General features: G+C 62.7%; 12 protein-coding genes. All 12 read left to right on the top strand.

Annotated features, from left to right (window positions below):
- Positions 1 to 32 precede the first annotated feature (32 nt).
- The 12 genes from DYST_RS17210 (at position 33) to DYST_RS17155 (ending at position 13,447) form a co-directional block, all read left to right on the top strand.
- Complete coding sequence (locus tag DYST_RS17210) at positions 33 to 3,764, top strand: phage tail length tape measure family protein (RefSeq protein ID WP_239946945.1); 3,732 nt, start codon at positions 33 to 35, stop codon at positions 3,762 to 3,764.
- A 1-nt stretch (position 3,765) separates the two neighbouring features.
- On the top strand, positions 3,766 to 4,698 hold the full coding sequence (locus tag DYST_RS17205; protein ID WP_239946943.1) for a hypothetical protein: 933 nt from the start codon (positions 3,766 to 3,768) through the stop codon (positions 4,696 to 4,698).
- A 4-nt stretch (positions 4,699 to 4,702) separates the two neighbouring features.
- Positions 4,703 to 5,593 (top strand): hypothetical protein, encoded by an 891-nt coding sequence (locus tag DYST_RS17200; RefSeq protein ID WP_239946941.1) that lies wholly within the window; start codon positions 4,703 to 4,705, stop codon positions 5,591 to 5,593.
- On the top strand, positions 5,590 to 7,293 hold the full coding sequence (locus DYST_RS17195; protein ID WP_239946939.1) for a hypothetical protein: 1,704 nt from the start codon (positions 5,590 to 5,592) through the stop codon (positions 7,291 to 7,293). The genes DYST_RS17200 and DYST_RS17195 overlap by 4 nt, the downstream gene beginning before the upstream one ends.
- Positions 7,283 to 8,092, top strand: coding sequence for a phage BR0599 family protein (locus DYST_RS17190; protein ID WP_239946937.1), 810 nt, complete (start codon positions 7,283 to 7,285; stop codon positions 8,090 to 8,092). The genes DYST_RS17195 and DYST_RS17190 overlap by 11 nt, the downstream gene beginning before the upstream one ends.
- Positions 8,092 to 8,313, top strand: a complete 222-nt coding sequence (locus tag DYST_RS17185; RefSeq protein ID WP_239946933.1) for a hypothetical protein — start codon at positions 8,092 to 8,094, stop codon at positions 8,311 to 8,313. The genes DYST_RS17190 and DYST_RS17185 overlap by 1 nt, the downstream gene beginning before the upstream one ends.
- Positions 8,313 to 8,528, top strand: a complete 216-nt coding sequence (locus tag DYST_RS17180; protein WP_239946932.1) for a hypothetical protein — start codon at positions 8,313 to 8,315, stop codon at positions 8,526 to 8,528. The genes DYST_RS17185 and DYST_RS17180 overlap by 1 nt, the downstream gene beginning before the upstream one ends.
- Positions 8,528 to 10,753 (top strand): phage tail protein, encoded by a 2,226-nt coding sequence (locus tag DYST_RS17175; RefSeq protein WP_239946931.1) that lies wholly within the window; start codon positions 8,528 to 8,530, stop codon positions 10,751 to 10,753. The genes DYST_RS17180 and DYST_RS17175 overlap by 1 nt, the downstream gene beginning before the upstream one ends.
- 6 nt (positions 10,754 to 10,759) lie before the next feature.
- Complete coding sequence (locus DYST_RS17170) at positions 10,760 to 11,203, top strand: hypothetical protein (RefSeq protein ID WP_239946930.1); 444 nt, start codon at positions 10,760 to 10,762, stop codon at positions 11,201 to 11,203.
- Complete coding sequence (locus DYST_RS17165) at positions 11,200 to 12,018, top strand: hypothetical protein (protein ID WP_239946921.1); 819 nt, start codon at positions 11,200 to 11,202, stop codon at positions 12,016 to 12,018. Before DYST_RS17170 ends, DYST_RS17165 begins: the two co-directional genes overlap by 4 nt.
- 147 nt (positions 12,019 to 12,165) lie before the next feature.
- Complete coding sequence (locus DYST_RS17160) at positions 12,166 to 12,960, top strand: DNA adenine methylase (protein WP_239946920.1); 795 nt, start codon at positions 12,166 to 12,168, stop codon at positions 12,958 to 12,960.
- Positions 12,961 to 12,994: 34 nt separating this feature from the next.
- The gene (locus DYST_RS17155; RefSeq protein ID WP_239946918.1) at positions 12,995 to 13,447 is read left to right on the top strand and encodes a hypothetical protein; all 453 of its coding nucleotides are present in this window, start codon (positions 12,995 to 12,997) and stop codon (positions 13,445 to 13,447) included.
- Positions 13,448 to 13,458: the final 11 nt, after the last annotated feature.

The following is a 13,458-nucleotide window of genomic DNA, read 5'->3' as shown; positions in this document are numbered from 1 at the left end:
GCATCAGTTGCGCAAATGAAGGAGAAGCCCGCGTGTCGTCGCCTGGCGCCGAACTCAATCTAGCCCTCAAAGTCACCGCCGATACCAAGGCGGGGGTGACCAATCTCGGGCAAGTCGGTGTGGCGAACGACCAGATCGCCCAGGCCGCCACGCGGGCGGCGGATGCCCTGACCAGGTTGGCCACCACGGCCGATGGCTTGGCGTCCATCGCCACCTCCTCGGCACAGGCCCAGGCCGCCCAGGTCAGCCTGGCCGAATCCGCAGAAACCACCACCACCGTGTTGGCAGCACAGGGGGAAGCGGCTGACGCCGCGTCCACCCGCATCTCGGCGATGGTCAAGGCTTCCCTGGAAGCCGCCGCTGCGCAGACCGAACAGGCCAACGCCGCGACAGCAGCCGTGGCGGCTTCTGCTGCCACTACGCGTGCCACGGACGCTGAGGTCGCGGCGTATCAGCGTTCCTTGGCGTCCGTGCAGCGCACGGGTGCGACGGTGGCGCGCAATGTCCAGGAGCGAGCTGCCCTGGAGGCTTCGCTCAAGCGCGGAGCCAAGAGCACGGAAGAGCTCGCGGCGATCGAGGCGCAGCTCGACAACATGATGCGCCAGGGCACCCTCAGCACCGCCGAGCAAACGGCGGCATTGGAGCGCCTGAATCAGATCGAGGACAAGCTCGCACAGCAGCGCCGTAGGAATGGACCCGGCGGCGGTGGCAATGGCGGAAACGGCGGCGGGAATGGAGGCGGCAACGGCGGTGGTGGCCACGGCGGTGGCGGCCTGAACAATGCCTTTGCTCGCCGGGAACTCGGCCGCCTCGGCGCCGATGCTGCCAATGGCAACTGGGGTCGCTTCGAACAGACGTCGTTCACGCTGGCCAACGCGACGGGCCTGCTCGGTAGTGTTTTCACCACGACCGGCATTTCGATCGCCAGCGCGGCTGCCGTGCTCGGTACGTTCGCGGCCGCCGCGTTGTCTGCCGCCAATGACGAAGCCAAGCTGCATGAAGCCATCGACGTTACCGGCAACAGTGTCGGCCTGACGGCAGGTTCGTTCGAACAGATGGCATCGGGTATCACCTCGGCTAATACCAAGCTTTCCACGTCGCGCGAGATCATCGATCAACTTGCGCAATCCGGTAAGGTTGGGCAGCAGTCGCTCGCGTCCGTTGCCCAAGCCGCTGCCGATATCGGCGAGCTGACTGGCGCCAACGCCGAGAAGGCATCACAGGAAGCGCTTCGCTTCTTCGACGGCACCACCACTGGTGCCATGAAAGCGAATGAGCAGTTCCACTACCTGACGACGGCGGTCTACGACCAGATCAAGGCGCTGGAGGAAGCCGGCGATGTGCAGGGAGCACAGGACGTGGAGGCACGTGCTTTCCACGAGGCCGCCATTACCCGCATCGACGACGTCAAAGAGCATGTGACCGGCCTCACGAAGGTGTGGCGCGATCTGGGCGGTGAGGTATCGAGTGCCTGGGAGAAGATGAAGCAAGGCACGTCGGTCGCTCTGGGCACGGCTAGCGATCAGAACGAGCTATATGCCCTGCAGGGTCGTAAAGCCTTCGCCCAGGAGGGGAACTACAGCACCTTCGGTCGCACGCTCAATACGGTCCTCGGCGCTGGCCTGGTTGACCACATCCCAGGTGCCAAGGAAACCTTCAGCGCAGCCGATGAGGCTCGCCTGCAGGAGCTGCAGGCCCGCGTCACCAAGGCGCAGAGCGACGCGGACCAGGCGGCGCAGAACAGTCGTCTGAACGACGCTGCGCTGAAGGCCAACGCCGGCTTCGACAAGCGCCAGGAGCAATACGACAAACCCACCGCGCGCAAGCACGCACTCGACGAACTCGATCAGCAGTTCCTCGCCATGTGGAACGACCCCAACGCGGCCAATAACCCGCGTTTGAAGGACGTCACCAACGTCGTCGATGCTCAGGGCAAGGTGCAGTTCTCTGGCGGTGCGTATGACGCACAGCGCGCGGACGTCGAGAAGAAGTTCACCGATCGCTCGGCCGGAGCCGCCGATCGCGCCGGCCTTTCAGCGGATACAGCTCAGGCGCGCCAACAACTGCAGCTCTACACCGATGCGTTCACCAACGCCGAGCACACGCTCGATGCCGCCCGCAAGGCCGGCACGGTATCGGACAACGACTACTGGGCTCAGAAGAAAAAGAACATCGACGATCTGGAGTCCAAGCAGATCGCCGAGCTCGAAAGCGAGAAGGCGGCGATCGCCGGTCACGGCAACAACGCCGCCGAACGGATTCGCATCGATCAGCAGGTCCAGGGCATCGACGCCCAGATCACCAAGGCCCGCGCTGACGCGGCGGCCAAGCGCGCCGTGCTCGATGACCAGGAGCACCAAGCGGCCGAGAAGAAAATCGAAGACGCCAGCCGGCTACAAGAAGCCTACCTGCGTGCCACGGGCCAGGATGGTGAAGCCGCAGCGCTTCGTATTCAGGACCAGTACTCCAAGGCGCTGCGCTCGGCGAACCTCAACGGCGACACTGCCTCGGCGGCGAAAATCAAGGTCATCATCGATGTCGAGACCGCTAAGGCACAGCTGAGTGCTCTCCGCAGCGACATCTCGACCGTGCAGTCTGACCAGCAGCGCCAGGAGCAAGATATCCAGGCGCGACTGCAGGCTGGCCAGCTGAACCAGGTCGAGGCGCAGCAGCAGCTCTTCGACCTGCACAAGCAGACCTATGAGGCCATTTCTGCAGAGCTGCCTAAGCTTCAGGCTTTGGCCGACGCTACCGCCGATCCGAAGGTCATTGAGCAAGTTCAACAGCTGCGGAGCGAGATGGAGCGGCTCGGTCTGGAAACGGACCAGATCACCACCAGCGTTCGCAACGACTTTCAAAGCTCGTTTGATGACGTGTTCAACGGCCTTGGAACGCGCATCACCAATGCACGCGAGCTGCTGAACACGCTGTTCCTCGACCTGGCACGCGGTCTGCAGCGCATCGCCTCGCAGCAGCTGTCGGAAATGCTGACCAATCAGCTCAGCGGTGCCACGTCGTGGCTATCCCAGCTCCTGGGTGGCAGTGGCCAGACCATCGGCGCGTCGGCCGGCACTTCCGCCTCGGCAACCACAGCAACGGCGATCAGCAGTGCTGGCGCGACGGCTGCGACGTCGATCGGCACTGCTGGCACCACGATCTCCACTGCCATTGTCGACGCCGGCACGGTCGCGGCCGGCTCGATCGCGGCGGCCGCCACCGGCAGCTCGGCATCGAGCAGCGGTGGCAGCAGTTGGATCAACATGCTCACCAGCTTGTTCGGCAGCTCTGGATCAGGCGGTGCGAGCAGCGCCGCGAATGATGGCTCGTACTGGTTCAACTTCGCCGCCGACTCTGGTGGCTATTCCGAAGGCGGCTATACCGGAGACATCGGACATACCGAGGTCGCAGGCGTCGTGCATGGTGGAGAGCACGTCACGCGCGCGGCGGTTGTCGCACAGCCGGGCGTGCGCTCGATGCTCGATGACCTCAACACCCACGGCGTGGCAGGCCTGTCCGGTCATTTCCCCGGCTTCTCCGATGGTGGCTACGTCGCGCCACTGGCCGCACGCGCCAGTCAGTCGCCGCTGTTCCCGAGCCGCGACGCCGGCATGCGTAGCGGGCAGCCCCCGATCAACCTCTCCCTCATCAACGTGCCTCACCACTCGCTGGTAAAGGACTACCTCGACAGCAGCGACGGCCAGGAGCACATCTTGAACACCATCGACAACAACCCGACGCGCGTGAAGCGCTCCATTGGAGGCTGACATGGCCGTTTCATCGGGCAATGCCAACGACTATCTGGACCTGCTCAGCAAGCTGGTCACCTTCCTCACCACGTCGACCGACTTGGTCAATGCCAGCCAAGCCTGGACCATCGTCGCGCAGAGCAACGCACCCCTGCTCGTCAATGGAAACACCATCGACCAGACCTACTACCTGAAGGCACCAGGGCTGGCGAACACCGATCAGATCTTCATCAACCTGCGCGCGTTCCACAACGTGGCTTCGGACTACTGGAACTGGGAAGCGCGCGGCGCGCTGGGCTACGTGTCCAGCAATACGTTCGAGAACCAGCCCAACAGTTCGCCGGGCGCCTTCACCTATCTGTGGAATCAGCCGGGCAAGCCGATCCCCTACTGGTTCATCGCCAACGGTCAGCGCGTCATCCTGATCGCCAAGGTCGGCACGGTATACGAGTGGATGTACCTCGGGTTTCCCAATCGCTATGGCACGCCTGGCCAGCACCGCATGCCGCTCTTTATTGGCGCATCAGGTGTCAATGCGAGCCAGCGCTATTCGCAGGCTGACTGGACGCACATGGCCTTCTGGGATGGCTGTGGCGCGTTCTTCTTCACCACCGACGCGACGTGGCAAACGGTGCGCAACTGGGTGCCCGCGACCGCCAATCCATCGCAGGACTCCACCAACAATGTCTGGCCGTGGCAATACGACCAAAGCAACCAGATGAACTGGATGGCACCGAACCTCGATGGTACGTACTCGGTGTTCCCCGCGCGCATGGAGTGCAGCTCGCAAACCACCGGCAACGTATGGGGTGAGTTCGATGGCCTGGGTTTTGTGACTGGCGCGGGCAGCAGTGCTGAAGACACCTACGCCATCAATGGCGATACGTGGCAGCAGTTTCCCAACATCTTCCGTAGCAGCCAGAGCAGCTACGCCGCCGTCAGGATGAAGTGACGCTATGTATCAGCCTGGAACCGCCAACAGTCCCTCGCTGCTCTTGCAGGCCCTTGCCACGTTTGCGGGCAATGCGGGCTGGGCGATCGACCTTTCCAACAACACCAGCGGTGACGACTGGACGCTCGCCATGCACAAGGGCTCGTGCTTCCTCTGGTGGCGCGCCAATGCGGGCAACATCAACATTCAAGGCGCTACGGGTTACACAGCTGGCCAGCCCGTGGGATCCCAGCCGAATGTCTCGCCGGTCGGTACCGCGAACCCGGGCGTCGGCCCCTATGCCAGCTATCAGTTCTTCACTGATCCGAACAACACCTATCTGCACGTCGTTGTCGAGAGGGTGGCCGGTGTGTTTCTGCATATCCATGCTGGCCAGCTCAACACGGTCGGTGGTGCCGCGCCGTGCACGTACTTTCAGACGACACAGTGGGATTTCTCGGGCACGTGGGGAAGCGTTCCCGATATCGGCGGCAACTACGTTCCGTGGAGCCAAGCATCGACGTCGGGCTTCGTGGGGGCGACGGTAGACGGAACGTTCTACTGGTTTGGACCGGGTCGGCCGAGCCCGACACGCGCCCTCATGCCGGTGCAGCGCGCTGGAACACAGCATCGCGGCTGGAGCCGCACGCCCAACCAGTTCAACGCCCTTGCGCCGTTCTTCACGCTTCCCATCTTTCTGGAGCGCGCGTCTGGCGGCACGTACTCCTATGTCGGCGACGTGCCAGACGTTCGCCTCGTCAACATGTCCTATATCAATGCCGGCGACGAGATCGTCATCGGCGCCGATACGTGGCGTGTGCTTCCTGCATGCAGCAAGGGACCGACCAGCGGAACGATTAATAGCCCGGTGATCTCGTCGGGCAACTACGCCTTCGCGTTCAAGAAGATCCCATGACGAACGCGATCCTCGCCGCCTCCTGCCTGTTCGCCGCCAGCGCAGGTCTCACCAATGCGCTGGATACGCGCGACGCGGTGGTGCAGCCCTTTGGTGCCCAGCTGAGCGCGGCCACGAGCACGGGTCACTACACGGCGCATGGCGTGGTGGACGTGTCGAGCATCGCCCGCCAGGGCGAGCAATCGCCCAGCTTCTTTGGCGACTGGTACAACCGTATCCATATCACGCCCGCACTGCTCGCCCTGGGCAACGTCGTCAGTCTGCAGACGCGATCGATCGCGGTGTGGAACGCGTGGCTTGATCGTCCGCAGACGCTCGCTACCGTGACGACGCAAGGCGCTGACGGTGTCGCGATCGTGCCGCCGGTGGTGCCACCGGCGGAGTTTGGACCGGGCCAGGAGCTGACATGGACGGTCAGTGTCGGCAGCGATGGCCCTCCGGTGGTGGATGCCTTGATCACCTGGACGTTCCAGGGACTGCCTCCGCAGTCCGCGGAGATCACGGGCAACCGCATCACCGGCTGGACGCAGGTGCCCGATTGGGGCGGCGACGGCGTCACCGAGACCATCGGCTGGCTCACGGACATCCTGACGCCGCTCTCTGGTGTGGAACAACGCCGGCAACTGCGCATCGCTCCCCGTCGCACGTTTGACTTCGACGCCATGCTCACTGCGCAACAGCGCCGTTACATGGAAGCGGCGCTGTTTGATTGGTCCAGTCGTGTGTGGGCGCTCCCGATCTGGCCCGATGGCTCGCCGTTGAACAGCGACGTCTTGCAGGGCTCGCTCTCGATCGCCAGCGACACCACCAACCGTGACTACGTCGCCGGCGGCCTCGCGATGATCATCGCCGACGCCGTGACCTACGAGATTCTGGAGATCGACAGCGTGACGGCCGCCGGCCTCGCACTGACGCACCCCACGGCCAACGCATGGCCGCGTGGATCCGCGCGGATCTATCCGGTGCGAACCGTGCGCCTGGCGTCGTTTCCCACGCTCAAGCGCCACACGAGCAACTACAGCACGGTCAGCCCGTCGTTCATTACGGTGGAACCGTGCGACTGGGCGCCGAACGCAGGCGCATCGGCGTATCGGAGCTTTCCGGTGATGGAGCGGCGCCCGAATACGGTCGAGGAGCCGACCACCATATTTAACCGGATGATCGTGGTGACCGACCCGGGCACCGGCGTCGCGGATGTCGACGACACCGCTGGCGTCGGTCTTCCCAGCCATACGCACCGCTTCATCCTTGATGGCGGTGCATTCGATCGCGCCGCCATGCGATCGCTGCTCTACGCGCTGGCCGGTCGCGCCAGTAGCATCTGGGTGCCGAGCTGGAATGATGACCTGGTGCTGGTCGACCAGGTCCAGAACGGTGCGCAAACGATCGATGTGGAGTGGAGTGGCTATACCCGCTTCCTTCGTGGCCAGATCGGCCGTCGTGATATCCGCATCGAACTCAACGATGGCACCATCCGCTACCGCCGGTTGATCGGTTGGACCGAGCTCGACGCATCGACTGAGCGTCTATCGCTCGACGTGGCGATGGACATCGGCTTCGCGCCGGCCAACGTTCGCGCGATCTCGTTCCTCACGCTGTCACGGCTCGACAGCGACAACATCAAGATCACGCACACGCAGACCATCGACGGCTATGCGTTCGTGGATCTCACCTGGAGGGCTGATCCCCGTGACGTTTGAAGCCCGCGAAAGCGCCGACCTCGGTGGCGCGCCGCTGATGCTGTTCGATTTCTGGCGCCAGTCCAAACACTGGTGCCATACGACTGCGGATCGCCCCATGACCTGGCAGAACCAGATCTATGTGCCAACCGCGATCGATATGGATGCCATCCAGGCGTCGCAAGAGATCCGCCAGCAGACGCGGACCATCACAGCTCCGCAGGGTTTCGCGGTCGCCGAACTGTTCCGCTTCGCCCCGCCCAAAGACCCGGTCAATCTTCGGGTGTGGTCGCAGCACGAGGGTGATACCGACGCCGTCGTGGAATGGGCGGGTCGTGTGACGCAGGTCAAGTGGGCGAGCAGCGGCGTCAAGCTTTCATGCGATCCCATCTACGCCAACTTTCGCCGCCTTGGCTTGCGATTGCGTTGGTGTCGTCAGTGCCCGTATGCCCTCTACCGCGATGGTTGCGGCGTTGATCCAGAAGCGCACAAGGTCGTTGCCACGTTGAGCGCCGCTAGCGGCGTCACACTGCAGTCGCCGGCATTCGCGGCGCTCCCTGATGGGCGCTTCGCGGGTGGCTATGTCAGCTGGACGAACGCCGATGGCGTGATCGACCACCGCACCATCGAGAGCCATGTCGGCACGTCGATCAGCATTGATGCGGGCTCCGTCGATTTCGCCGCTGGGCTCGTGCTCAATGCCTATCCCGGATGCAACAAGACGATCGCGGACTGCAAGTACTACAACAACCTGCCGAACTACGGCGGTGCACCCAACATCCCTGATCAAAGCCCGACCGATGGGAGCATCATTTTCTAATGTGGATCCAGCTCGCCTTCATGGTCGTTGCGGCGCTCATCCAGTACGCGATGACGCCGCGACCGAAGCCCCCACGCGCCGACTCCAACCTGTCGATCACTCCCGTCAAAGACGGCCAGCCCATCATCGTCATCTTCGGTGACGTGAACATCGATCCGGTGACCCTCTATTACGGCAACCCACGTAATACCGAAATCAAGCAGAAAGGCAGCAAGAAGTGATGGCTATCCTTGTCACCATGCGTCACGCACGCGCAGCCAGTCTCAGTGGGCAGAAGGCGCTGTGTGCGCCCGGCGTTCGCGCCTGGTGCCAACATCATGGCATCGATCTGCACCAGTTCGTGGAGCAGGGCCTGCCGATCGACGTGTTCGAGCAGCTCGATGATGCCTTTGCGCGGCGCATGGTCGCCATCGCGCGGGCGGAGGTCACTGGCTGATGGGAAGCTCAAAGAAACAAGTTGTCGGCTATCGGTACTACCTGGATTGGCTCTTTGGCCTGTGCCTGTCGCTCGATGAGCTGGTCACCATCTTTGTCGACAAGAAGGTCGCATGGACGGGTAGCCAAACCACCAGCGGGCGCATCAACATCAATGCGCCCAACCTGCTCGGTGGTGACAAGTACGAAGGCGGTATCGTCGGTGGCTTCGATCTGCAGATGGGCGAAGCAACGCAGGTAGCCAATGACTACCTGGTCTCGAAGCTTGGCCCCGACCAACCCGCCTATCGTCTGCGCGCCACTGGCGTTTATCGCGGCGGTCAGACGGGCGCCAATACGCGTTCGCCGCGCCTTTGGTCGTTCCGTGGACGTCGTGCGTTGTCGGGCTGGGATGGCCCCGTCTGGTATCCGCAAGCTGCCGTGATCCCGCTGGAAGGCGATATCAAGGCCATGAACCCGGCACACATAGTCTATGAGGCATGCACCAATAGTCTTTGGGGCGCGGGCGTGGATGGCTCATTCATTGACCTGGCCAGCTTCAAGGCGGCTGCCGACCAGCTGGTATCCGAAGGCTTTGGGTTGAGTGCGGTATTTGACTCCCAGCAAACAACGGCCGAGGCGTTCGTTCAACGGGTCTGCGACCATATCGGTGCTGTCTGCGGAGAGAACCGCACGACGGGCTTGATCGAGCTCAAGCTTGTTCGCGGCGGCTACGACCCTTCGAAACTTCTCCAGCTCACGGCGAACGATGTCATCGACATCACGTCCTATGAGGCCAGCACCGCGACCAACTCGGTGAACGAGTTGCAGGTCACTTACCATGACCCGGTTACGAACACCGACCGATTTGTATCCATCCAGGCGTTGGGTTCCGTGCAAGCGCAGGATGGCGTCATTTTCGACACGGCGGACTACAGCTGGATCCCGACGTATGGACTCGCGGCCCGCGTCTGTCAGCGCGATCTACGTGCGCGAAGCCTGCCGCTGGGAAGGCTTGAGGCAAAGTTCAAACGCACCGCACGCGACTTGGCACCAGGCGATGTGTTCCAGTTGACCCATCCTCGCATCGGGCCGTCGCCGCTGGTCTTTCGCGTCGGTGATGCGAACTACGGCACGCTGACCAAAGGCGAGATCACGCTCACGTGTGTGGTCGACGTGTTCTCGATGCCCGATATCGCCTATGTGGCCGAGCAGACCAGTGGTTGGGTGCCACCCAATCCCAACCCGTTGCCGGCGCCCTATCAGCAGCTGATCGAGGCGCCATATCGCGAACTGGTGCAGGTGCTCGGTAGCAGCCAGGCGCAATCGCTGCCGGCGAACGCCGGCTACGTCGGCCTGCTGGCCGTGCGACCGAGCACGATGGCCTACAACTACCAGTTGTGGACGAGTGCCGGCGCGGCCTACGCCAATGTCGGCGATGGCAGCTGGTGCCCGATGGCCATGCAGGTCTCCAACACGTCGGAGGCGGCGACCGTCATCGCCATGTCCGGTGGCATCGATCTTTCTGAAGTCGAGGTCGGCACCGCGCTCATCATCGAGAACGAAATCTGTCGCCTCGATGCCTTCGATCCCGTGGCGGAGACCGCGACGATCGCGCGAGGTTGCCTGGACACGATCCCTGCGCAACATCCCGCCGGTGCGCAGGTATGGTTCTACGACGAATTTACCGGCAGTGATGGAACGCAGTACTTCAACGGCGAAACGGTCAATGCTCGGGCGCTCACGCGGACCTCGCAAGGTACGCTCGATATCAACAGCGCACCCACCTCTTCGATCCAGCTCCAGCAGCGCGCTTCCCGTCCATATCCGCCGGGGGCGGTGCAGTTGAACGGCGCTTCGCCGTGGGGAACGCCCGCTATCACCGGTCACATTGCGCTGAGCTGGGCGCATCGCTCGCGCCTCCTACAGGATGATCAGCTTATCGATACGACGGCCGGCAACATCGGTCCCGATATCGGCACCACCTATAACGCTCGCATCTATGACGCCAGCAATAACCTGGTTGTCCAGATCAATGGCATCCCCGGCACCTCGGTCTCTTACGTGCCTTCGTTTGAAGGCGCCTATCGGGTTGAGCTGGAGTCGCAGTGCAATGGCCTCACGAGCCTCCAGCACTACAGCATCAATCTCACCATCACGCAGCTCGACATCGTGTTCTATGCCACCGAAGACGGGACAGGCAACTACAGCACCGAAGACGGCAGCGGTTCCTATCAAGCGGAGTAACGCCTCATGTCGAACCCCAAATTTTCCCAGCTCCCCCTATCTGGGGCACTGACGGGCACGGAAACCGTTGTTGGCCTGCAAGGTGGCACCGCTTCCCAGATAACGACGCAAGCGATCGCGGATCTCCCCTCTACGACGAAAGCGGTCGCGGGCGAGATCACGTCCGTGAACAACCAAGTGGGCACTGCGTATGTGCTTCAGGGGACCGATAAGGGCGCGTTGGTCGTGGCGACCAACGCAAGCGCCATCACCGTGACGGTGCCCCAGGGCATAAAGCAAAAGACCGTGATCTACATTAAGCAGGGGGGCGCGGGCCAAGTCACGTTGGTGCCGGCTAGCGGTGTCACGCTTGATACAGCGGCTTCTGTCAGCACCCGCGTCGTGCGATCGGTGATCGCCTTGGTGTTCCATGCGAACGACGCCGCGACCGTCGTGGGAGACCTGGCATGACGTTCCTGGCGGGCCTTCTATCGAGTCGCCGGTCATCGTCAAACTTTAGCCCGGCGCAGATGTTTTCCTCCGGGCAGCGTGGCGGCTGGTGGGATCCATCGGATCTCTCCACTCTCTTTCAGGATGCAGCGGGCACCGTTCCCGTGACGGCACCTGGCCAGAGCGTGCTGCTCATGAAAGACAAGTCGGGCAACAACAACCATTTCAGCCAGACGACGTCGTCTCAGGCACCCAAGCTCCAGAAGGATGCCAACAACAACTACTACCTGGCGCTGTCGTCAGCCGCCAGCCAGTTCATGTCGGCCGGTAATGGTGCCGCGCTGGCTCCGCGCACGTCGTCGTTCATGTCGATCCTGGGTGGCAATCCCAACTCGGCATCGACCAGTGGCACCTTCTACGCACGCGCTCAGGCCGCCGGCACAGTGGGGCGCTATTGGCAGCAGCCGAATGCAGGAAGCCAGCAGACCAACTTCAACTCCAACAGTGGCGTGGCCACTGGCTCGTTTGCTTCAACCGCAACGACACCCTTTGTGCTTTCTGGCTATGCCGACCGCAGCACGGGCAACGGCAATGTCGTCTCGCGTGTGAACGCTGCTGCGGGCACCACAGGTAGTTTCACGCCCGATACCGGTATCGACTACAACCCATCGTTGCGCCTGTTGCTGGGCGCCTACAACAACGCCGCTGATAACGGCCAACAGAACTACTTCGACGGCAGCATCTATGGCTTCATCCTCGTGTTCGACGTGCTGTCGTTACCGAACGTCGTCGGTGCGGAAAAGTGGATCGGAAAGAAGTGCGGCGTGAGCCTCTGATCAAGGCCCGTTAGTGAAAGTTTCGGGGCACCGATCGGCGGCAACCGATCAGCCCTCTCCACGAAGCAACGTGGATCAGCGAGGCCCCTAGCCACGCGTGGCGCGGGAAGCCTACGGAACCTCGTTCTCAAATGTGGAGATTGCAAGATGGCAATGCCCATCATTCCCTGGATCGGCGGAAAGCGCCGGCTGGCTGATCGGATCTTTAAGTTCTTTGACAACACGCATACCTGTTACGTGGAGCCCTTTGCTGGCGGCGCCGCGCTGTTCTTCATGAAAGCGCCCACCGACGTGGAAGTGCTCAATGACATCAACGGCGAGCTGATCAATCTCTACCGCGTGGTGCAACATCACCTGGAAGAGTTTGTGCGGCAGTTCAAGTGGGCGTTGTCGAGCCGCAAGGTGTTTGAGTGGATGAAGGTGACCAGGCCCGAGACGCTCACCGATATCCAGCGCGCAGCGCGGTTCTATTACCTGCAGCAGTCGGCCTTTGGCGGCAAGGTCGAGGGACAGACCTATGGAACCGCGACGACGGCGCCACCAGGGCTGAACCTCCTGCGCATCGAGGAGACGCTCTCCGCAGCTCACCTTCGCCTGGCCAACGCCTACATCGAGCATCTGCCCTGGCAAGACTGCGTCGCCAAGTACGACCGGCCACATACGCTGTTCTTCATGGACCCGCCGTACTGGGAGACCGAGGGCTACGGTGTGGACTTCGGTTGGGACCAGTACCAGGCGCTGGAGCGGACGCTGGCCAGCCTCAAGGGACGCGCCATCATGACCCTCAATGATCATCCAGCGATCCGGGAGCTGTTCGGTCGGTTCCACATCGAGCGGGCAGAGCACACCTACACGGTGGGCGGTGGCTCCAGGGCAAAGGAGGTGGGTGAGGTGCTGATCTTCTCCTGGGACATCCAGGCCGAGCCAGCCGGGTTGTTCTAAGGCCCTGAGACGGGGGCGGCCTACGCTTCCAAGGATGGACGAAGCCCGTGCCCTTTTGATCGCCGCCTGCTGCTCCCTGGCCAAGCTCCAGATGCGCCTGATCGACCTGTCGTACCAGCGGCGAAAGACGGGGCCGCATACCTGGTCGATGGCGGACCCCCATTGGAGGGTCGAGGAGCTGGATCCGCCGTCGCCCTGGCTGGACGCCTGCGCGCCCCGGATCGGCGTAACGAGCGTGATCACGGCCATCGCCCTGGTCCAGGCGCACCTACTCGGGATGGTGGAGACAGACGGGGCAATCGACGGGCTGCGCGCCTGCGTAGTCCTGCACCACCTGAGCCTCCACGGAAACACCTGGAGCACCCCGATCCAGCGCCTGGCCGAGCGCCTAAAGGTCGAGCTGCCGCCGGAACCCAGGGACGCCACCCACCTGGCCAGCCTGCAGGGGGCGGCCTTCCCGGGTCGGCACAAGAAAGCCTCGAAGTGACAGCGTTTGAG

It is taken from the genome of Dyella terrae, from assembly GCF_022394535.1.
In the GTDB taxonomy this organism is placed as follows: Bacteria; Pseudomonadota; Gammaproteobacteria; order Xanthomonadales; family Rhodanobacteraceae; genus Dyella.
This window is presented reverse-complemented; position numbering and strand designations above follow the sequence as displayed.